Below are 20,711 nucleotides of genomic sequence, written 5' to 3'. Positions count from 1 at the left end.
CGGCGCGCGAGGAGGGCCCCTCATGGGAATCGCATTAACCGACGACCATCGTGAACTCGCCGAGGTGGCTCGCGGGTTCCTGACCGCGCAAAAGGCGCGCTGGGCGGCGCGATCGCTGCTCGATGCCGCCGACGAGCCCCGGCCCGGATTCTGGCAGAACCTGGTCGAGTTGGGCTGGCTCGGCCTGCACGTCGACGAAGAGTACGGCGGCTCCGGCTTCGGGCTGCCCGAACTGGTGGTGGTGATCGAAGAGCTCGGCCGCGCGGTGGCGCCGGGGCCCTTCGTGCCGACGGTGATCGCGTCGGCGGTGATCGCCAAAGACGGTGCGGCCGAACAGAAGTCGCGGATGCTGCCCGGCCTGATCGACGGAACGGTCACCGCGGGCGTCGGATTCGACGGCCAGGTGCAGGTCGCCAACGGCGTCGCGAACGGCGAGGCCGGAATCGTGTTGGGCGCCGGCCTTGCCGAGCTGCTGCTGATCGCCGCCGGCGACGACGTGCTCGTGCTCGAGTGCGACCGCGCCGGCGTTTCGGTCGAGGTGCCGGAAAACTTCGATCCGACACGGCGATCCGGCCGGGTGCGCCTGCAGGACGTGCGGGTGTTCGACGACGACATCCTGGCGGGGGCGCGGCAGTCGGCGCTGGCCCGGGCGCGCACCCTGCTGGCCGCCGAGGCGGTCGGCGGGGCGTCGGACTGCGTCGAGGCGGCCGTCGACTACGCCAAGGTGCGCCAGCAGTTCGGGCGCACCATCGCCACCTTCCAAGCGGTCAAGCATCACTGCGCGAACATGCTGGTGGGCGCGGAGTCCGGGATCGCCGCCGTCTGGGACGCCGCCCGCGCGGCGGGCGAGGACGCCTCGGAGGACGAGGCGCAATTCCGCCTGATCGCCGCGACGGCCGCGGCGCTGGCGTTCCCGGCCTACGTCCGCAACGCCGAACTCAACATCCAGGTGCATGGCGGCATCGGCTTCACTTGGGAACACGACGCGCACCTGCACCTGCGGCGTGCCGTGGTGACCACGGCGCTGTTCGGTGGTGACGCCCCGGCCGCCGACGTCTTCGAGCGCACCGCCGCCGGCGCCGTCCGCGAAAACAGCCTCGACCTGCCGCCCGAGGCCGAAGAACTCCGCGCCGGCGTCCGCGCCGACGTCGCCGAGATCGCCGCACTGGACAAGGACGCCCAGCGCGACAAGCTGATCGAGACGGGCTACGTGATGCCCCATTGGCCCAAGCCGTGGGGACGCGCGGCCGACGCCGTCGAGCAGCTGGTCATCGAGGAGGAGTTCCGCGCGGCCGGTATCAAGCGGCCCGACTACGGGATCACCGGGTGGGTGATCCTGACCCTCATCCAGCACGGAACGCCTTGGCAGATCGAACGATTCGTGGAGAAGGCGCTGCGCAAGGACGAGATCTGGTGCCAGCTGTTCTCCGAACCCGACGCCGGCTCGGACGCCGCGTCCATCAAGACGCGGGCCACCCGCGTCGACGGTGGCTGGAAGATCAACGGCCAGAAGGTGTGGACCAGCGGGGCGCACTACTGCGCGCGTGGGCTGGCCACCGTGCGCACCGACCCCGACGCCCCCAAGCACGCCGGCATCACCACGGTGATCGTCGACATGAAAGCGCCCGAGGTCGAGGTGCGGCCCCTGCGGCAGATCACCGGCGGCTCGGACTTCAACGAGGTCTTCTTCAACGACCTGTTCGTGCCCGACGAGGACGTCGTCGGGGAGCCCAACTCCGGCTGGACGGTCGCCCGCGCCACGCTGGGCAACGAGCGGGTCAGCATCGGGGGCAGCGGGTCGTTCTACGAGGGCCTGGCCTCGCAACTGGTGCAGCTGACCCAGGAACGCCCGGATCGGTTGGCGGGCGGGCACGTTCGGGTCGGGAACTATCTGGCCGGGGAGACCGCACTGCGCCTGCTGAACCTGCGGCGCGCCGCGCGCAGCGTCGAAGGCGCGGGCCCGGGCCCCGAGGGCAACGTGACCAAGCTGAAGCTGGCCGAGCACATGGTGGAAGGCGCCGCGATCATGGCGGCGCTGCTGGGTCCCGAGGTCGCGCTGCTCGACGGCGCCGGCGCCCTGGCCGGCCGGCTGATGATGGGAGCGCGCGGCATGGCGATCGCCGGCGGCACCTCCGAGGTGACCCGCAATCAGATCGCCGAGCGAATCCTCGGCATGCCGCGCGACCCGCTGATCAACTGATTCCGCGGCTCACGCCGGCGCGAACTGCGGCGCACCGGCGGCGCCCCGCTCCGGGCGGAGCGTGACCGGCATCCCGCAGGTCACCGAATCGGGTTCGCAGTCAACGATATTGGCCGCCACCCGCAGGCCACGCTGCTCGGCGAGTTCGACGATGGCGATGACGTAGGGGGTGGGGATCTCCGGGTTGTACGGGTGGTGGTTGACCGTGTAGGTGAACACCGTGCCGCGCCCCGACACCTCGCGCGCCACCAGCGAGCCCCCGCACTCGCGGCATTCGCCGCTCGCCGGATGCACCCAGCGCGCGCAGCCGTCGCAGTACTCGATGAGCAGCGCCCCGTCTGACACGACGAATACAGTACACTCAATTGATTCGACGCGGCGACGGTGTGGTCTGACGGGCGGTGTACATGACGCATTTCGAAAAAGACGCGATCTTGTCCGGCATCGGGATCTCGCGGATCGGCCGTCGCACCGGCATTCCGGGCCTGGAGCTGACGATGGAGGCGGTGCGCGGGGCCATCGAGGACGCCGGATTGGCCGCGACCGACATCGACGGGATCGCCACGCTCGGCGACACACCCGCCGAAGACGTCAACGCGCAACTGCGCATCGACGCCGCGGACTGCGGATCCGGGTTCGGCACCGGCGGCCTGCTGTCGCCGGTGATGTCGGCCTGCCGCGCGGTCGCCGAACGCCGAGCCCGGCACGTGGTGGTGTACCGGACGATCCAGATGCTCGGCGGCACCGTCCCGGTCAAGCAGGAAGAGAACGCTCCCGCCCCTCCCTTGGCGCGGATGTTCGAGACACCCGAGGGCGAGCCGAAGCCCGCCGTCGGGGCGATGGACGACGTCAACGATCTGGTTGCGGCGCAGGCCTATTCGGCCGCCAACTGGCTGGCGCTGAACTGCCGTCGCCACATGGAGCTGTACGGGACCACCAAAGAGCAGTTGGGGTGGATAGCGCTCAACGGCAGGCGCAACGCGGCGCTGAATCCCCGTGCGGTGTACCGGGATCCGATGACGATGGCCGACTACCTGGGGGCGCGGCCGGTCTCCACCCCGCTGGGACTGCTGGACTGCGACGTCCCGATCGACGGCTCGATCGCGGTGGTGGTGTCCCACGCGGAGTACGCCGCCGACTGTCCGCATCGCGCGGTGCGGGTGGAGGCGATCGGCGGATCCGACGGCGCCGGTGGCTGGTTTCACCGCGACGACTACCCGAAGATGGCGATGTCGGACGCCACGGCGCAGATGTGGTCGCGGACGCAGCTGCGGCCCGCCGATCTCGACATCGCCCAGTTGTACGACGGATTCACCTATCTCACGCTGGCGTGGCTGGAAGCCCTCGGTGTGTGTGGGGACGGCGAGGCCGGGCCCTTCGTCGAAGGCGGCGCGCGGATCGCCCGCGACGGCCTGCTGCCGCTGAACACCTACGGCGGCCAACTCTCGGCGGGGCGCATGCACGGCTACTGGGCGTTGCACGAGGGGTGCCTGCAACTGCGCGGCGACGCGGGGGAGCGGCAGGTCGCCCGCCGCCCGGAGGTCGGCGTCGTTTCCGTCGGCGGTGGGCCCGTCGCGGGGTGCATGCTGCTCACCTGTTGAGCGTGTGATTGAGCTCAGATGAGTGAGGACCTGAAGGCCGGCCACGCGGACAAACTGGCGTCGATCCTCGCCCGCGACATCGAGGCGGACATCGTCCGCCGCGGCTGGGCCGTCGGCGAATCGCTGGGATCCGAACTCGCCCTGCAACAACGCTTCGGCGTGAGCCGATCGGTGCTGCGCGAGGCCGTTCGCCTGGTCGAGCACCACCAGGTCGCAAGGATGCGGCGCGGCCCCAACGGCGGGCTGTACATTTGTGAGCCCGACGCCGGGCCCGCCACCCGCGCCGTCGTCATCTATCTCGAATATCTGGGCACGACGCTGGGCGATCTGCTCAACGCGCGTCTGGTGCTCGAGCCGTTGGCGGCCTCGCTCGCCGCCGAGCGCATCGACGAAGCCGGCATCGCGCGGCTGCGGGCCGTTTTAGACGCCGAGGAAAAGTGGCAGCCGGGCTTGCCGGCGCCGCGCGACGAGTTCCACATCGCGCTGGCCGAGCAATCGAAAAATCCCGTGCTGCAACTGTTTATCGACGTCCTGATGCGGCTCACCACGCGCTACGCGCTGGCGTCGCGAACGGACTCGGCGACCGAGGCCATCGAGGCCGTCGAACACCTGCACGCCCACCACTCCAAGATCGTCGCCGCCGTCACGGCCGGTGATTCCGCGCGCGCCAAGACGCTGTCCGAGCGACACGTCGAGGCGGTGACGGGCTGGCTGCAACGGCACCATCCCGGCGACAGGGTCCGCGGGCGCACGCGGCGGCGGCGTCTCGATTCCGAGATGCCCCGCGGCAAGCTGGCCGAGATGCTGGCCGTCACCATCGGCGACGACATCGCCGCCAGCGGCTGGCACGTCGGGTCGGTCTTCGGCACCGAGGCGGCCCTGCTGGCGCGCTACCGGGTGAGCCGCGCGGTGTTCCGCGAGGCGGTGCGCCTGCTCGAATACCACTCGATCGCCCACATGCGCCGCGGACCCGGCGGCGGACTCGTCATCGCCGAACCCGCTGCCCAGGCCAGCATCGACACGATCGCGTTGTACCTGCAGTACCGCGACCCGAGCCGCGAAGACCTACGGTGCGTCCGCGACGCCATCGAGATCGACAACGTCGCCAAGGTCGTCAAGCGGCTCGACGAGCCCGAGGTGGCGGCATTCCTCGTTGCGCATCGGTCACGGCTGCCGGACGCCGCGCAGCCGACGCCCGACGACGTCCGGCGGGCGATCGCGGAGGAATTCAATTTCCACGTCGGGTTGGCGCAGCTGGCCGGCAACGCGCTGCTCGACCTGTTCCTCCGGATCATCGTCGAGTTGTTCCGCCGGCATTGGTCGAGCACCGGGCAGGCGCTGCCCACCTGGTCGGACGTGCTGGCCGTGCACCACGCTCACTTGCGCATTGTCGAGGCGGTGGAGGCCGCCGACGAGAGCGTCGCCTGCTATCGCCTCCGCCGTCACCTCGATGCCGCCGCCTCCTGGTGGCTGTGATCGCGCCGCCCGATGTCGCCCCCCCGGGTGTGCGCGCAAATGTGATCTGTTGCGCGGCATAGCGAAGGCCCGTCTTGGGTACTGGAAGGGGGGATGGGCGACAGCCGATCCAGCAGGGGGTTGGCGCAAGTGATCGAAAGCGAGAGCGCTGAAGTGACGGCGGATACCGAAACCAGACAATACGGTTTCGTCCACTCCGCACTGATTTATCACTCTCAGCAGGAGTTTTTGGACTTGGTGGGCCGCTTCGTCGGCGACGGTTTGGCGTCAGGCGAGGCGGTGCTGCTCGCCGTGCCTCCCGAGACCCTGGCCCTGCTGCAGGGCGAGTTGTACGACGGCGAGGCGTTGCCGGTCGACGTGTACATGACCGACGTCACCGAGGCCGCCCGGAACCCGAGCCGGTTCATGGCGATGGAGGGCGCGTTCATCGACGAGCACCCGGATCGGCGGGTGCGGATCGTCAGCCAGCTCGCGTGGCCGGGCCGCACCGAGGAGGAGTTCGTCGCCTGCATCGAGCACGAAGCGCTGGTCAACACGGCGATGGACGCATACCCGGCGACAAGCCTGTGCCTCTACGACGCGAGCGCGATCGGCGACGAAGTCCTGATGGATGCCCGAGCGACGCACCCGTTGTTGTGGAAAAGCGGTGCGCTGCACCGCAGCCCGGACTACGCGCCGAACGAAGTGCTGCAGCGTTGCAACCAGCCGTTGGCCGCGAATCCCGGCGCCGTCACCTACATGGTGAGGAAGTCAGCGGATCTTCGGCCCGCCCGCTCGTTCGCCGTCGACTATGCGGGGTGGATGGGGCTTTCCCAGGAGTGCATCGAGGATCTGCAGCTGGTCGCCACCGAGTTGGCCACCAATAGCCTGATGTACACCGGGGGCGCCTGCCGGTTGGCGTTCTGGAAAGACGACGGATATCTGGTGTGCGAGGCCCGCGACACCGGACAGCTCGACGATCCGCTGGTGGGCCGCCTCGACCCGGGTCCGTGCGGCCCCGCCAGCCGCGGCCTGTACTTGGTCAACGCCATTTCGGATTTGGTGCGCACGCATACCGCCAGGACGGGAACGACAATTCAGGCGTACCTGCGGTTTGAGCCCGCACCCGAGCCGGCTGGGTAACAAACGACCCGCCGGCAAGGGGATCCGGCGGGTCGTTTGTGGTGAACGGCTAGGGGAGCAACCCGCCTACAATTCCGCCGACGTCGCCGATCACGCCACCCACCACACCGCCGACGGTGCCACCAAGGGTGCCGCCGCTGGCGGGTGCGTCGGCCGGGGTCATCGTGCATCCCGTGGGCAGCAGCAATACCGCGGCAAGCCCCGTAGCCGCCGCGGCAGTTTTAAAGGCTTTCGTCTTCAATGAGGTCATAATCGTCCCTTTCAGATGCGTTAAGGACTTATGGACACCTGTTACGTCTCACCAGTGTTAAGTGAGAAGTGGCTGGATATGTCACGAGCAGGCTGAATCGCCCGCTGCGCAATGGCATTGGAAACATGTTTCGACCGAGGCGGCGCTCGTGCGACATCGTTAGATGATGACGGCGTCGGGTGCCGACTGCGATCGATCAAGCGTCATAGGTTGTCTCCGCTGAGGACGACGTCCGCTCGGTCCTCCCCAGCGGGCTACCCATCGTGACCCTTTAGAGCAAGCAGCCAACGACTCCATCGCAGCCAGTCGTGCTGGTGGTCGGCGCGCATCCCGTCAGTCCAAGCAAAGCTGCGGCCAGCCCGACGGCCGCGGCGACAGCTTTGAGGGTGTTCCGAGTGGGCGTTGACTTCATGATCGTGCCTTTCAGGTGAGGGGATAGTTCAACAGCCGTCTAATTGACTGTTACCCGGCTTCTTACCCCCTGTCAACCCCGCCCAAACCAAACTATTCGTATTATTTCCTATATTTTTTTGTACGGTCGTATGGGGGTTGAAGGCGCGGAGCGAAGGGGGCTAATGTCAACGCTCATGCGTCTTCTCGCGCGTTTCGTAGTAGCTAGCACCCGCAGCGGGGTCTGATTCTGACCGACCCCCCGCTGTGGGTCGGAAGCTACTGCCGTCGGTCGCACCAGCTGACTAGAGAAGACCGGCACCATGACTTTTCCCGAGCGCAACCCGCTCCAACATCTCGACGCCGCCACCGTGTGGTTTGGCGATCGTTTCGGCGTCTCGTTGCCCCGCGGGCTGCGGGAGCAGGCCGACGCCATGTCCTGGGAGACCTTCCTCGCGACCTACGGGCGCAGCACGGGACCCCTGCGGCTAGGCCAATGGGAGTGCACGGGCGCGGTGCGACCCGGCCCGCAGGCCCGCAACTTCCAGGCCGTGATCGCCCTGAGCGACCGCATCGGCACCGCGACCGTGGCCGCCAGCGGCCCGATCGCGGCCCTGACCGCGATGCTGCATCAGCGCGGGATCACCGTCGAAATCGTGAACTTCCATCAGATGCAGTCGCCCACCGGCACAGCCACTTTCATCCGCGGCAGCGACGGTGCCCGCGCCGAGTGGGCGATGGGCCTCTCGGACGATCCGACGCAGTCGGCGCTGCGCGCGGTCATCGCCTGCGCCAACCGGTTGCTCGCGGTCGACTGATGCCGCGCACCCCGTGCAACCAACTAGGGGAGTTTCATTTGCGCTAGCGCCGGTGGTAGCGCAAATGAAACTCGGGCTCTACCGCGCCGGCGGAGACGGTGACACGCCGTCGCGGAAGTTCAGAGCGGGCGCAGCACGATCGGCATGCCGTCCATCGGAATCGGCATGCCGCCGTAATCCCAGCGCGGCTGATAGCCCGGCCGGGCCAACTCGATGCGGTAGCGGCGCAGCAGCCGGTGCACCACGGTCTTGACCTCCAGCTGACCGAACACCATGCCGATGCACTTGTGCGCGCCGCCGCCGAAGGGTGCGAAGGCGTAGCGGTGATTCTTGTGCTCCGAGCGCGGTTCGGCGAACCGCTCGGGGTCGAATTTGTCTGGCTCCGTCCACAATTCGGGCAGTCGGTGGTTCATGCCGGGCCAGATGGTGATGTTGGTGCCGGCCGGGATGTAATGGCCCAGCAGCTCGGTGTCGCGCACCGCCATCCGCATGTTGAACGGCAACGGCGTCACCATCCGCAGCGATTCGTTCATGATCAGTTCGAGCGTTTCCAGCTTCTCCAGCGACTCGATGTCCAGCGGACCGTCGCCGAGCCTGGCCGACTCCTCGCGCGCCCGCTCCTGCCATTCCGGGTTGGCGGCCATGTTGTAGACCATCGTGGTGGTCGTCGACGTGGAGGTGTCGTGGGCGGCCATCATCAAGAAGATCATGTGGTTGACGATGTCTTCGTCGGTGAAGCTGTTGCCGTCGTCGTCCTCGGTGTGGCACAGCACCGTGAGCATGTCGTTGCCCGTGGCGTTGCGGCGCTCCTTGACCCGCTCGTTGAAGTAGTCCTCGAGCAGCTGGCGGGCGCGCAGGCCACGCCACCACTTGAACGGCGGAACCGGCTGCCGGATGATCGCCCCACCGGCGCGGGTCGTGGTGGTGAACGCCTGGTTGACCTTGGTGACGAGGTCGTGGTCGGACCCTGGCTCGTGCCCCATGAACACCAAGGACGCGATGTCGAGGGTGAGTTCCTTCATCGCCGGGTGGAACAGGAATCGGGCGTCGTTGGTCGGCCAGCCGGCGACGATGTCGGTCGCCACGCGGTCGATGTGCTCGACGTACCCGGTCAGGCGGCTGCGGGTGAACGCCTCCTGCATGATGCGCCGGTGATACATGTGCTCGTCGAAGTCCAGCATCATCAGCCCGCGGTTGAAGAACGGCCCGATCACCGGGTGCCAGCCCTTCTGCGAGAAGTCCTTGTTGCGGTTGGAGAACACGGCCTGGGTGGCGTCGGGCCCCAGCGCCGTGACCGCCGGCATGATCGGCGAATCGAGGTAGATCAGCGGGCCCTTGTTCCTGTAGAGGTACAACGCGTAGTCCGGGCCGCCGCGAAACAATTCGATGATGTGGCCGAGGATCGGGAGCCCGGCGTCACCCATCACGGGCTTCAGGTCGCTGCCGGCGGGCGGTTCCGCCAGGACTTTCGTGTCCCACTCGTGGGCGAGCAGACGCTTCTCGATCGCCCCCATGCCGGGGATGGTGTTCAGCGTCGGGGTGAATCGGCGCCGCGCCTGATCCAGCAGGTAGTGCGGAGTGCTGATGGTGGTCATAGACGCTCCTTTGCGTGCCCTCGGGGTGACAGCGGTCACTGATTATTACCTTCGCTGAAAAACTTGACGGCTGTCAAGTTTGCTTTTTGCGCGGCGTGGTGCAAGGTCAGGGAGTGAGCAGCCACCCCGCCAATCCGGAGCCGGGCGCGCGTCGGCGTGGCGACAAGCAACGCCAGGCGATCGTGGAGGCCGTGCGCGAACTGCTGCAGGAAAAACCGTTCGCCGAGTTGTCCGTCAGCACCATCAGCCTGCGCGCCGGGGTCGCCCGTTCGGGCTTCTACTTCTATTTCGACTCCAAATACGCCGTGCTGGCACAGCTGATGGCGGAGGCCACCGAAGAGCTCGAGGAACTCACCCAGTACTTCGCGCCACGCCAGGCGGGCGAGTCACCCGAGGAGTTCGCCAAGCGGATGGTCGGCAGCGCCGCCGCCGTCTACGAGCACAACGATCCGGTGGTGACCGCCTGCAACGAGGCCCGCCACACCGACGTGGAGATCCGCGACCTGCTCGACCAGCAGTTCGAGGTGGTGCTGGCGCAGATCGTCGCCATCGTCGAGGCCGAGATGAAGGCCGGGACCGCCAGGCCGATCAGCGACGATCTTCCGACGCTGATCCGCACCCTGACGGGTACCACCGCGCTGGTGTTGACCGGCGACCCGGTTCTGACCGGATCCGACAGCGACCGTGACCGACGGGTGCGCGTGCTCGAGCAGTTGTGGCTGCACGCCCTGTGGTCCGGCCGTCCCTAGCGCCGGTCTGGGTGATACCGGCGGTATCGTCACCGCCATGGCGAACAAGGCGTCCGGGCGGTATTTCGCGGGAAAGCGGTGCTTTGTCACCGGCGCGGCCAGCGGCATCGGCCGCGCGACGGCATTGCGGCTCGCCGCCCAGGGGGCCGAGCTCTACCTGACCGACCGCGACTCCGACGGTCTGGCACTGACGGTGGCCGACGCGCGCGCGCTGGGCGCGCAGGTCCGGGAGCATCGGGCGCTCGATATCGCCGACTACGACCAGGTGGCCGCGTTCGCCGCCGACATCCACGCCGCGCATCCGGCCATGGACGTGGTGCTCAACATCGCCGGCGTATCCGCCTGGGGCACCGTCGACCGGCTGACCCACGAGCAGTGGAGCAAGATGGTCGCCATCAACCTGATGGGCCCGATCCACGTCATCGAGACGTTCGTGCCGCCGATGGTGGCGGCCAAGCGGGGCGGCCATCTGGTCAACGTGTCCTCGGCGGCCGGGTTGGTCGCCCTGCCCTGGCACGCCGCCTACAGCGCCAGCAAGTACGGACTGCGCGGCGTCTCGGAGGTGCTGCGTTTCGATTTGGCCCGCCACCGCATCGGGGTGTCGCTGGTGGTGCCCGGCGCGGTGAACACCCCGCTGGTGGGGACCGTGGAGATCGCCGGTGTGGACCGCGAGGATCCCAACGTCGCCCGGTGGATACGGCGATTCGCCGGCCACGCCGTGTCGCCTGAGAAGGCCGCCGAAAAGATCCTTGCCGGCGTGGCCAAGAACCGATACCTGATCTACACCTCGGCCGACATTCGGGCGCTCTACGCGTTCAAAAGGCTTGCGTGGTGGCCCTATAGCGTCGCCATGCGCCAGGTGAACGTGATCTTCACCCGCGCGCTGCGGCCGGGCCCACCCAACCCGGCGCCGCTAGTCCGGCATGAGCAACTCCAGCCGCACCCCGAGCAGGCGGACCGGGCGGTCGAGGGAGAATAAATCCAGGACGCGCAAGGCGGCAGCGACGATCGTGTCGCGATCGGTGGTGGGCGCGTCGAGTTTGCGAATCTTGGTGCGGGTGTAGAAGGTTGAGGTTCGCACGGTGACCGCCACCCGCGTCACGACCCGCGCTTCGGCCAGCACGTCGTCCAGCGCTTGTTCGGCCAAACCCGTAACGGCCGCGTTCATCTCGGCGCGATCGGTGAGGTCGCGGGGAAAGGTGACGACGTGGCTGCGCGAGCGCGGCACCCACGGCTCGGCGCTGACGTGGCTGTCACCCCCACCCTTGGCCAACAGCAGGAGCCACAGCCCGGTGCGCGCCCCGAACGTGGCCGTCAACAACTCGGCGTCGCTGTGGGCCAGTTGCCACACCGTCGTAATCTCAAGATCCGCAAGTTTTTTCGCGGTCTTGGGCCCCACGCCCCACAGCGCGTCGACCGGACGGTCGGCCATCAGCGCCATCCAATTCGCATCGGTGAGCACGAAAACGCCGTCGGGCTTGGCGAATCCGGTGGCGACCTTGGCGCGTTGCTTGTTGTCGCTGATGCCGACCGAGCAGGACAGTCCGGTTTCGGTGGAGATGACGCTGCGGATCTGTTGTGCCACCTCGCCGGGGTCCTCGGCGTGGACGGCGACGTAGGCCTCGTCCCATCCCCACACCTCCACCGGATGGCCCAGATCCCTTAGCAGGCCCATGACTTCACCGGACGCCGCGTCGTAGGCGGCCGGGTCGGAGGGGAGGAAGGTCGCATCCGGGCAGCGGCGGGCCGCCGCGCGCAGTGGCATGCCCGCCCGCACACCGAATTCCCGGGCCTCATAGGACGCGCAGGTGACGACCTTGCGCGGTTCGCTGGGATCACCGCTGCCGCCGACGATGACGGGCAGCCCGGCCAATTCGGGGCGACGGCGCAACTCGACCGATGCCAGGAATTGGTCGAGGTCCACGTGCAGGACCCAGTCGCGCGCCGCCGCGGACATGCCGACGTTCACCTCCCACAAAGCTTGCGCGCCAAGCTTTCCCACGCGTCGCCCAATGTCTGCAGGGTGTGACCGCCGTCGTTCAGCTGATGCTCCACGTAGTCGGTGTCGAGGAGGGCGAGCAGGGCGTCGGCCTGGACCACGAGGTCGCCGGACGTCTCCGCCGAGGCCAGCAGCACGCGCACGTGCCTGCGCAGGACGGCGGCCGGCGGCCCGTAACGGGTCCGCGGGTCGCGGTTGGCCGCCGACAGCAGCGCGTGATGGGTGTGGGCGAAGCGCATCCGTTCCCGGCCGAAGGCCACCAGCCGATCCCACGGCGGGGCGTCGGGCCCCAGCGGCGGGGGACCGAACAGAAACGCCTCCTGGCTGGCGCGTTCGTCCTCGTCGAGCAGCACCATCATCAGGCCGGCCCGGCTGCCGAACCGGCGGAATAGGGTGCCCTTGCCGACGCCGGCGGCCGCGGCGACGTCGTCCATGGTGACGGCGTCGGCCCCGCGCTCGGCGACCAGGCGACGCGCCGCATCCAGCAACAGCGCGCGGTTGCGCAGGGCGTCGCCCCGTTCCTGCGCCGGCAGCTGCGGCACGCACATCGGCAACTCGCCCGACCGTTCGACGCCGCTCACCCTTGCACTTTAACGCCGGAGGAATAAATCGGACCACAGTCCGTTTAGGTCGTGCGAGGATGTATACCAACGACCGAAGGGAACTGCGAGAGTGGCAATCAAAATCTTGGCGTTAGTGGGAAGCCTGCGCGCGGCGTCGATCAACCGCCAGATCGCCGAATTGGCGGCGGCGGTCGCCTCCGACGGTGTCAGCGTCACGCTCTTCGAGGGGCTCGCCGACCTGCCGTTCTACAACGAGGAGATCGACGACGCGATGAACGCCGACGCCCCGCCGCTGGCCCCGGTGGCCGCGCTGCGGGCCGCGGCGGCCGACGCCGACGCCGCCCTGGTGGTCACACCCGAGTACAACGGCAGCATCCCGGCGGTGGTCAAGAACGCGATCGACTGGCTGTCGCGCCCGTTTGGCGACGGCGCGCTGAAGGGCAAGCCGCTGGCCGTCATCGGGGGCTCCTTCGGCCAGTACGGCGGGGTGTGGGCGCACGACGAGACCCGCAAGTCCTTCGGCATCGCCGGCGCGCGGGTCGTCGATTCGATCAAACTGTCCGTGCCGTTCAAGACGCTGGAAGGCAGGCCGCCCGCCGAGCATGCCGAGCTGTCGGCGAACGTGCGCGACGTGGTGGGCAAGCTCGCCGCCGAAGCCGGCTGATTGGCAGAAGTCGACAAGCCGTCCGGGAGGTGACCAGCGGGGTTGCCGCCGACGAATAGCCAAAGCCGCCAGCACCGTCTGGCGGCTTTGCTAGCTGTCGGTAGGCCCGTCGTGGCCAGCGGTTCGAAACCGGGGTTGTCGGTGGCCGCTGCTATACCGATACCCGGAGGCGACTTGGCGTCGGCGTGTGATCTGCGACACGCCGGGGCGGGTTCCCGAATTTGTTCGACACAGGCCTCACGACCAGGGAATTTCAGAAATGTTATTCAGAACATCTTGTATCTCGACATCTTGTCAGCCACTAGGTGTAGTGTTTCGATGCACCGGCGGATCCCAGGATCGCCAAGCCAGCCAGGCTCGGTGAACCCCCCGAAATCGGCGCGAAGTGGTCGAAGACAGGTCTTCGGCACTGGTCGCCGCAGGACGGGAATCTGGGCGCCTGCCGGATCGCTGAACCTAGCAAAGACGCAGTCCAAAAGTAGTTGCCAGTCCATTGGGTCCCCCTCTTCCGCAAAGGAGCGGCATTCTATGAGCATCACCGTGTACACCAAGCCGGCATGCGTGCAGTGCAGCGCCACCTACAAGGCGCTGGACAAGCAGGGCATCGTCTACGACACGGTCGACATCACGTTGGACTCCGAGGCGCGTGATTACGTGATGGCGCTGGGCTATCTGCAGGCTCCCGTCGTGGTGGCCGGCAACGACCACTGGTCGGGTTTCCGGCCCGATCGCATCAAGGCGCTCGCCGCGGTGGAACTCAGCGCGTAAGGCAAGACGTTAGGTAAGGAGTTGCCGCACCATGGACACCACGGGGCGCAACCTGGTCTATTTCTCCTCCGTGTCGGAGAACACCCACCGCTTCGTGGAGAAGCTGGGGATTCCCGCCACGCGGATACCGCTGCACGGCCGTATCGAGGTGGACCAGCCGTACGTCCTGGTGCTGCCCACCTACGGCGGCGGGCGGGCCACTCCTGACCTCAACGCCGGCGGCTATGTCCCCAAACAGGTCATCGCCTTTTTGAACAATGAGCACAACCGTTCGTTGATCCGCGGCGTCATCGCCGCGGGCAACAACAACTTCGGCGCCGAATTCGCCTACGCGGGCGACGTGATCTCACGCAAGTGCGGCGTCCCGTACCTCTATCGCTTCGAACTCATGGGAACCCAGGACGACGTGGATGCCGTCCGCGCGGGCTTAGCCGATTTCTGGAAGGAACAGACGTGTCAACAACCGTCGCTGCAGAGCCTGTAACCACCGGAGCCCACGCGTTGCCGGGGGAGACGGATTACCACGCGCTCAACGCGATGCTGAATCTGTACGACGCGGACGGCAAGATTCAGTTCGACAAGGACCGCGAGGCCGCGCATCAGTACTTCCTGCAGCACGTCAACCAGAACACGGTGTTCTTCCACAATCAGGACGAGAAGCTCGACTACCTGATCAAGGAGAACTATTACGAGCGCGAGGTTCTCGACCAGTACAGCCGCAACTTCGTCAAGACGCTGCTGGATCGGGCCTACGCCAAGAAGTTCCGGTTCCCGACGTTCCTGGGCGCGTTCAAGTACTACACCTCCTACACGCTGAAGACGTTCGATGGGAAGCGCTACCTGGAGCGCTTCGAGGACCGCGTGGTCATGGTGGCGCTGACGCTGGCCGCTGGTGACACCATCCTCGCCGAGAAGCTCGTCGACGAGATCATCGACGGACGGTTCCAGCCGGCCACCCCGACGTTTTTGAACTCGGGCAAAAAGCAGCGCGGCGAGCCGGTGAGCTGCTTTCTGCTGCGCATCGAAGACAACATGGAGTCCATCGGGCGATCGATCAACTCCGCGCTGCAGCTGTCCAAGCGGGGCGGGGGAGTTGCGTTGCTGCTGAGCAACATCCGCGAGCACGGCGCCCCGATCAAGAACATCGAGAACCAGTCCTCGGGCGTCATCCCGATCATGAAGCTGCTCGAGGACTCGTTCTCCTACGCCAACCAGCTCGGGGCGCGCCAGGGCGCGGGCGCGGTGTACCTGCACGCGCACCACCCCGACATCTACCGATTCCTGGACACCAAGCGCGAGAACGCCGACGAGAAGATCCGCATCAAGACGCTGAGCCTGGGCGTGGTGATTCCCGACATCACCTTCGAGCTGGCCAAGAAGAACGAGGACATGTACCTGTTCTCGCCCTATGACGTCGAGCGGGTGTACGGCCTGCCGTTCGCCGACATCTCGGTCACCGAGAAGTACTACGAGATGGTCGACGACGCCCGCATTCGCAAGACCAAGATCAAGGCGCGCGAGTTCTTCCAGACGCTGGCCGAGCTGCAGTTCGAATCCGGCTACCCCTACATCATGTTCGAGGACACGGTGAACCGGGCCAACCCGATCGACGGCAAGATCACCCACTCGAACCTGTGCTCGGAGATCCTGCAGGTCTCCACGCCGTCGGTGTTCAATGATGACCTGTCGTATGCCAAAGTGGGCAAGGACATTTCGTGCAACCTGGGGTCGCTGAACATCGCCAAGACGATGGACTCGCCCGACTTCGCCCAGACCATCGAGGTGGCGATCCGCGCGCTGACGGCGGTGAGCGATCAGACGCACATCACCTCGGTGCCCTCAATCGAGCAGGGCAACAACGAGTCCCACGCGATCGGGCTCGGACAGATGAACCTGCACGGCTATTTGGCCCGCGAGCGCATCCACTACGGCTCCGAAGAGGGCGTCGACTTCACCAACATCTACTTCTACACCGTGCTCTACCACGCGCTGCGCGCGTCGAATCGTATTGCGATCGAACGGGGAAGCAAGTTCGGTGGCTTCGAGAGGTCGAAATACGCCTCGGGTGAGTTCTTCGACAAGTACACCGAGCAGGTGTGGGAGCCGGCCACCCCGCGGGTCCGCGAGATCTTCGCCGAGGCGGGCATTCGCATTCCGACGCAAGACGATTGGCGGCGGCTAAAGGAGTCGGTGGCCGAGCACGGCATCTACAACCAGAACCTGCAGGCCGTCCCGCCGACGGGGTCGATCAGCTACATCAACCACTCGACCAGCTCGATCCACCCGGTGGCGAGCAAGATCGAGATCCGCAAGGAAGGCAAGATCGGCCGCGTCTACTACCCGGCGCCGTATCTGACCAACGACAACCTGGAGTACTACCAGGACGCCTACGAGATCGGCTACGAGAAGATCATCGACACCTACGCCGCGGCCACCCAGCACGTGGATCAGGGGCTGTCGCTGACGCTGTTCTTCAAGGACACGGCCACCACCCGCGACGTGAACAAGGCGCAGATCTACGCCTGGCGCAAGGGAATCAAGACGCTGTACTACATCCGTCTTCGCCAACTGGCATTGGAGGGCACCGAGGTCGAGGGCTGCGTGTCCTGCATGCTGTAGGACACGGATTCACTCTCCGGGAGTGCTTTACAGGTTGTCGGCGCCCCAGCTGGCAAGCCGGTGTTCGCGCTCGGCGGGATCGATGTCTTCGACCCTTGTCATGATCGACCAGCGTTGCCCGAAAGGGTCGACGATTGAGCCGAACCGGTCGCCCGTGACGAAGGTCTGGGCCTCTTCGCGTACCGTCGCGCCCGCTCGCTGGGCCCGCGCCAGCACGGCGTCGACGTCGGTGCAGTAAAACACCAAAGAATGGGTCACCGATTCTGTCCGGCCGGGGGCTTCGAGGTGGTAGCCGGGGTTGGGATCGGACAGCTGCAACCTGCCGTGGCCGAAGTCCAGTTCCGCGTGCGCGATCGTGTCATTCGGTCCGGCCATCTTCTCGACGAGTGTCGCGCCGAAGACGTCGATGTAAAAGCTGATGGCGGCTTCGGCGCCATCGACGACCAAGAACGGGGTCAAACTCGTGTAGCCCTCGGGAATCGGTTGCACATTCATGCAATCCAGGTTGGCTAGATTCGTCATGTGGAGGCTTGGAAAAACGCGCCACAGGCGATCGGTCCACAGCCGGGGGTGGTCGGACGCGCGGGCAGCGCATCGACGTTCGACCTCCGTCGCCAAGCGCCGTCGCAGGCCGCAGCCAAGTTCGTCGAGCATTTTTGGTCGGTGTGCTGGGATCTGACGGGACAGCCGCCGCGTGAAAGTCAGGTGATCACTTTCCCGTCGATCAACCTGAGCCATGAATGGGGCACCGACTCCCCGCGCCATGGATTCGCTTTGCCCGCCACGTTGGTACACGGCGTCGTCGAGAGGGTCTTCACCATCACGTTGTCGGGGCGTGGTGCGGTTGTCGGTGCGCGCTTCCGCGCCGGCGGGTTCACCGCCCGATTCGGACGCGATGCGGCTGCGCTGACCGGCCGAATCGTTCGAGTCGACGACGACTTGTTCAGCGGTCCAACGCTTTTCGACGACGACATCGAGCTCGCCGCCGCACAACTGGACATGGCGATCGGCGCTGCGACCATCTGCGACCCGACCTACGACGCCCTCACGGCGCTGCTCCGCCGGATGCACGACGACGAGGCTTTGCACCGCGTGGAGCAGGTGATGGCGTGCTCGCCCTGGAGCGCGCGAACCACTCAGCGCGTGTTCCGGCGCTATGTCGGTGTGCCGGTCAAGTGGGTGCTGTGCCGTTACCGCCTGCAGCAAGCTGCGTTGGCGATCGAGAGCGATCGACGCGTCGACTTCGCCGACCTGGCCGTCCGGCTCGGCTGGTATGACCAGGCGCATTTCACCAACGAGTTCCGGTCGATGCTCGGCTGCAGCCCGGGGGAGTACGCCCAGCGGCACCGTTAACCGCGGTGTCTTCGTCTGGGCCAGTCTGCCCAGGTCAGAAGCGACGACGGGGTAAAGTGCGTGAGGTGGTGAGAATGCCTCGACCTCCCAGGCCCCACCCGGCCGCCAAGCCGGGGGCCAAGGTCGACGCGCGCAGCGAACGCTGGCGCGAGCACCGCAAGAAGGTGCGCGGCGAGATCGTCGACGCGGCGTTCCGCGCCATCGACCGCCTGGGACCCGAGCTCTCCGTGCGGGAGATCGCCGAGGAGGCGGGCACCGCCAAACCGAAGATCTACCGGCATTTTCACGACAAGTCCGACCTGTTCCAGGCGATCGGGGAGCGGCTGCGCGACATGTTGTGGGCGGCGATCTTCCCGTCCATCGACCTGAAAACGGACTCGTCCCGCGAGGTGATCCGGCGCGCCGTCGAGGAGTACGTCAACCTGGTCGACAAGCACCCCAACGTGCTGCGGGTCTTCATTCAGGGCCGCTCGCCGGCGAGCCCCCAGATCCTCAACGAGGGACGCGGCATCACCCTGGCGGTGGCCGACATGTTCGACAACGAGTTGCGCGAGATGGAGCTGGACCACGCGGCCGTCGAGCTGGCCGGGAACGCGGCGTTCGGCTGCGCCGCCTCGGCCACTGAGTGGTGGCTGGGCCCCGACCCCGACAGCCCCCTTCGCATGCCGCGCGAGCAATTCGTCGCCCACCTCACGACCATCATGATGGGGGTCATCGTCGGCACCGCCGAGGCGCTCGGCATCCGCATGGACCCTGACCAGCCGATCCACAGCGTGGTCCCGGCCAACCGCGCCGCGGGCTGAGAACCTTCGGCACGTTGACATCACCCTGGCGATCGTCAACACTCGTCCCAACCGATACCCTGGGTACTGGGTATCTGCGCCAGCCGGGCGGCTACGGCCGAGGATGCCGGCGAGCGCCGACCCGAGACTGGCCCGACTAGAAAGACCGATCGACCGTGACCGACGTCGTGACACACACCGAGACCGCCCCGGTTCCGGCGGCCAAGGCCTCCAAACCCGTCCACACCCGCGCCGTCATCATCGGGACCGGGTTCTCCGGCCTGGGGATGGCCATCGCGCTGCAGAAGCAGGGTGTGGGCTTCGTCATCCTGGAAAAGGCCGACGACATCGGCGGCACCTGGCGCGACAACAGCTACCCCGGGTGCGCCTGCGACATCCCGTCGCACCTGTATTCGTTTTCGTTCGAGCCCAAGCCGGACTGGAAGAACCCGTTCTCGTATCAGCCCGAGATCTGGGACTACCTCCAGGGCGTCACCGAGAAGTACGGGCTGCGCCGCTACATCGAGTTCAACTCACTGGTGGATCGGGCCCACTGGGACGACGACGAGCACCGCTGGCACGTGTTCACCGCCGACGGGCGCGAATACGTCGCGCAGTTCCTGATCTCGGGCGCCGGCGCGCTGCACATCCCGTCCATGCCCGACATCGAGGGTCGCGACGAATTCGCCGGTCCCGCTTTCCATTCCGCGGAGTGGGACCACAGCGTCGACCTGACCGGCAAGCGGGTGGCGGTGATCGGTACCGGCGCCAGCGCGATCCAGATCGTGCCGGAGATCGTCGGGCAGGTCGCCGAACTTCAGCTCTACCAACGCACCCCGCCGTGGGTGGTGCCGCGCTCGAACCCCGAGATCCCGTTGGCGGTGCGCCGGGCCATGGAGAACGTGCCCGGCCTGCGCGCGCTCGTGCGACTTGTCATCTACTGGGGCCAGGAGGCTTTGGCCTTCGGCATGACCAAGCGGCCCAACCTGCTCAAGTTCATCGAGGCGTACTGCAAGTACAACATTCGGCGATCGGTCAAGGATCGGGAGTTGCGCCGCAAGCTGATCCCCAACTACCGCGTCGGGTGCAAGCGAATCCTGAACTCCTCCACCTATTACGGCGCGGTCGCCGACCCGAAGACCGAACTGGTCACCGACCACATCGCCCGGATCACCGCCGACGGCATCGACACCGTCGACGGCACGCACCGCCAGGCCGACGTGATCGTGTACGCCACCGGCTTTCACGTCACTGACTCCTACACCTACGTCCAGATCAAGGGCCTGCACGGCGAGGATCTGGTGGACCGCTGGAACCGCGAGGGCATCGGCGCCCACCGCGGGATCACCGTGGCCGACGTGCCCAACCTGTTCTTCCTGCTGGGCCCCAACACCGGGCTGGGACACAACTCGGTGGTGTTCATGATCGAGTCCCAAATCCGTTACGTCGCCGACGCGATCGCCACCTGCGACAAGCTGGGCGCGCAGGCGCTCGCCCCGACCCGGGCCGCCCAGGACGAGTTCAACGACGAGCTGCAGCGCCGGCTGGGCCCGTCGGTGTGGAACAGCGGCGGCTGCAGCAGCTGGTATCTGGACGAGCACGGCAAGAACACCGTGCTGTGGGGCGGCTACACCTGGGAGTACTGGCGGGCCACGCGCTCGGTCAGGCCCGCGGAGTATCAGTTCTTCGGGGTCGGCACGGGCAGGCACGCGGCCGCCGTGCAAAGTTGAGCCAATTCGTTTGGAGATTTGGCCGCCGCCGG

General features: G+C 66.8%; 20 protein-coding genes. 14 read left to right on the top strand and 6 right to left on the bottom strand.

Translation table 11 applies throughout. From position 1 onward, the window contains the following. Positions 1-22: 22 nt before the first annotated feature. A complete protein-coding gene (locus OCQ_RS18925; protein WP_008259205.1) occupies positions 23-2,200 on the top strand; it encodes an acyl-CoA dehydrogenase in 2,178 nt (725 codons plus the stop codon). A 9-nt stretch (positions 2,201-2,209) separates the two neighbouring features. Here OCQ_RS18925 and OCQ_RS18920 read toward each other — a convergent pair whose 3' ends face one another. Then, positions 2,210-2,545, bottom strand: a complete 336-nt coding sequence (locus OCQ_RS18920; protein WP_008259204.1) for a Zn-ribbon domain-containing OB-fold protein — start codon at positions 2,543-2,545, stop codon at positions 2,210-2,212. A 62-nt stretch (positions 2,546-2,607) separates the two neighbouring features. Between OCQ_RS18920 and OCQ_RS18915 the strand changes: the two genes are divergently transcribed. The 3 genes from OCQ_RS18915 to OCQ_RS18905 all read left to right on the top strand — a co-directional run bounded on the left by OCQ_RS18915 (position 2,608) and on the right by OCQ_RS18905 (position 6,399). Then, a complete protein-coding gene (locus tag OCQ_RS18915; RefSeq protein WP_008259203.1) occupies positions 2,608-3,801 on the top strand; it encodes a thiolase family protein in 1,194 nt (397 codons plus the stop codon). An 18-nt stretch (positions 3,802-3,819) separates the two neighbouring features. Then, positions 3,820-5,277, top strand: a complete 1,458-nt coding sequence (locus OCQ_RS18910) for a FadR/GntR family transcriptional regulator (RefSeq protein ID WP_008259202.1) — start codon at positions 3,820-3,822, stop codon at positions 5,275-5,277. Positions 5,278-5,406: 129 nt separating this feature from the next. Further along, a complete protein-coding gene (locus tag OCQ_RS18905) occupies positions 5,407-6,399 on the top strand; it encodes a sensor histidine kinase (RefSeq protein ID WP_014385519.1) in 993 nt (330 codons plus the stop codon). A 49-nt stretch (positions 6,400-6,448) separates the two neighbouring features. Here OCQ_RS18905 and OCQ_RS18900 read toward each other — a convergent pair whose 3' ends face one another. Then, on the bottom strand, positions 6,449-6,649 hold the full coding sequence (locus OCQ_RS18900; RefSeq protein ID WP_008259198.1) for a hypothetical protein: 201 nt from the start codon (positions 6,647-6,649) through the stop codon (positions 6,449-6,451). Positions 6,650-7,362: 713 nt separating this feature from the next. Between OCQ_RS18900 and OCQ_RS18895 the strand changes: the two genes are divergently transcribed. Next, a complete protein-coding gene (locus OCQ_RS18895; protein ID WP_008259194.1) occupies positions 7,363-7,857 on the top strand; it encodes a 2-isopropylmalate synthase in 495 nt (164 codons plus the stop codon). Positions 7,858-7,976: 119 nt separating this feature from the next. Here OCQ_RS18895 and OCQ_RS18890 read toward each other — a convergent pair whose 3' ends face one another. After that, positions 7,977-9,452, bottom strand: a complete 1,476-nt coding sequence (locus OCQ_RS18890; protein WP_008259190.1) for a cytochrome P450 — start codon at positions 9,450-9,452, stop codon at positions 7,977-7,979. 113 nt (positions 9,453-9,565) lie between these two features. Between OCQ_RS18890 and OCQ_RS18885 the strand changes: the two genes are divergently transcribed. Both OCQ_RS18885 and OCQ_RS18880 read left to right on the top strand, forming a co-directional pair. After that, positions 9,566-10,201 carry a TetR/AcrR family transcriptional regulator gene (locus OCQ_RS18885; protein ID WP_008259189.1) on the top strand — a complete coding sequence of 212 codons (636 nt, stop codon included), beginning with the start codon at positions 9,566-9,568 and terminating at the stop codon, positions 10,199-10,201. A 37-nt stretch (positions 10,202-10,238) separates the two neighbouring features. Continuing rightward, positions 10,239-11,180: an SDR family oxidoreductase gene (locus tag OCQ_RS18880; RefSeq protein WP_008259188.1), complete on the top strand. Its 942-nt coding sequence runs from the start codon at positions 10,239-10,241 to the stop codon at positions 11,178-11,180. On the opposite strand, the gene OCQ_RS18875 is transcribed toward OCQ_RS18880, so the two are convergent. Then, entirely contained in the window at positions 11,115-12,158 is a 1,044-nt protein-coding gene (locus OCQ_RS18875) for a DNA polymerase IV (RefSeq protein WP_008259187.1), read from the bottom strand. The genes OCQ_RS18880 and OCQ_RS18875 overlap by 66 nt on opposite strands. An 8-nt stretch (positions 12,159-12,166) precedes the next feature. After that, complete coding sequence (locus OCQ_RS18870; RefSeq protein WP_008259186.1) at positions 12,167-12,781, bottom strand: TetR/AcrR family transcriptional regulator; 615 nt, start codon at positions 12,779-12,781, stop codon at positions 12,167-12,169. A gap of 91 nt (positions 12,782-12,872) precedes the next feature. Here OCQ_RS18870 and OCQ_RS18865 point away from each other — a divergent pair, with 91 nt between their 5' ends. The 4 genes from OCQ_RS18865 (at position 12,873) to nrdE (ending at position 16,814) form a co-directional block, all read left to right on the top strand. After that, the gene (locus OCQ_RS18865; protein WP_008259185.1) at positions 12,873-13,427 is read left to right on the top strand and encodes an NAD(P)H-dependent oxidoreductase; all 555 of its coding nucleotides are present in this window, start codon (positions 12,873-12,875) and stop codon (positions 13,425-13,427) included. Between the two features lie 528 nt (positions 13,428-13,955). Continuing rightward, entirely contained in the window at positions 13,956-14,195 is a 240-nt protein-coding gene (locus OCQ_RS18860) for a redoxin NrdH (protein ID WP_008259184.1), read from the top strand. Between the two features lie 31 nt (positions 14,196-14,226). After that, positions 14,227-14,679 (top strand): class Ib ribonucleoside-diphosphate reductase assembly flavoprotein NrdI, encoded by a 453-nt coding sequence (gene nrdI / locus OCQ_RS18855; protein ID WP_008259183.1) that lies wholly within the window; start codon positions 14,227-14,229, stop codon positions 14,677-14,679. A 17-nt stretch (positions 14,680-14,696) separates the two neighbouring features. After that, positions 14,697-16,814, top strand: a complete 2,118-nt coding sequence (gene nrdE, locus OCQ_RS18850) for a class 1b ribonucleoside-diphosphate reductase subunit alpha (RefSeq protein WP_014385517.1) — start codon at positions 14,697-14,699, stop codon at positions 16,812-16,814. 27 nt (positions 16,815-16,841) lie between these two features. On the opposite strand, the gene OCQ_RS18845 is transcribed toward nrdE, so the two are convergent. Continuing rightward, positions 16,842-17,309, bottom strand: a complete 468-nt coding sequence (locus tag OCQ_RS18845; RefSeq protein ID WP_167324041.1) for a VOC family protein — start codon at positions 17,307-17,309, stop codon at positions 16,842-16,844. Between the two features lie 27 nt (positions 17,310-17,336). On the opposite strand from OCQ_RS18845, the gene OCQ_RS18840 reads away from it, so the two are divergent. The 3 genes from OCQ_RS18840 (at position 17,337) to OCQ_RS18830 (ending at position 20,679) form a co-directional block, all read left to right on the top strand. Further along, a complete protein-coding gene (locus OCQ_RS18840; RefSeq protein WP_008259179.1) occupies positions 17,337-18,167 on the top strand; it encodes a helix-turn-helix domain-containing protein in 831 nt (276 codons plus the stop codon). Positions 18,168-18,241: 74 nt separating this feature from the next. Beyond that, positions 18,242-18,970: a TetR/AcrR family transcriptional regulator gene (locus tag OCQ_RS18835; protein ID WP_041785136.1), complete on the top strand. Its 729-nt coding sequence runs from the start codon at positions 18,242-18,244 to the stop codon at positions 18,968-18,970. A 155-nt stretch (positions 18,971-19,125) separates the two neighbouring features. Continuing rightward, positions 19,126-20,679, top strand: a complete 1,554-nt coding sequence (locus tag OCQ_RS18830) for a flavin-containing monooxygenase (RefSeq protein WP_008259176.1) — start codon at positions 19,126-19,128, stop codon at positions 20,677-20,679. Positions 20,680-20,711: the final 32 nt, after the last annotated feature.

Source organism: Mycobacterium paraintracellulare, assembly GCF_000276825.1.
Taxonomy (GTDB): domain Bacteria; phylum Actinomycetota; class Actinomycetes; order Mycobacteriales; family Mycobacteriaceae; genus Mycobacterium; species Mycobacterium intracellulare.
Note: the sequence above shows the minus strand (reverse complement) of the source record. Positions and strands in the feature narration are given on the sequence as shown.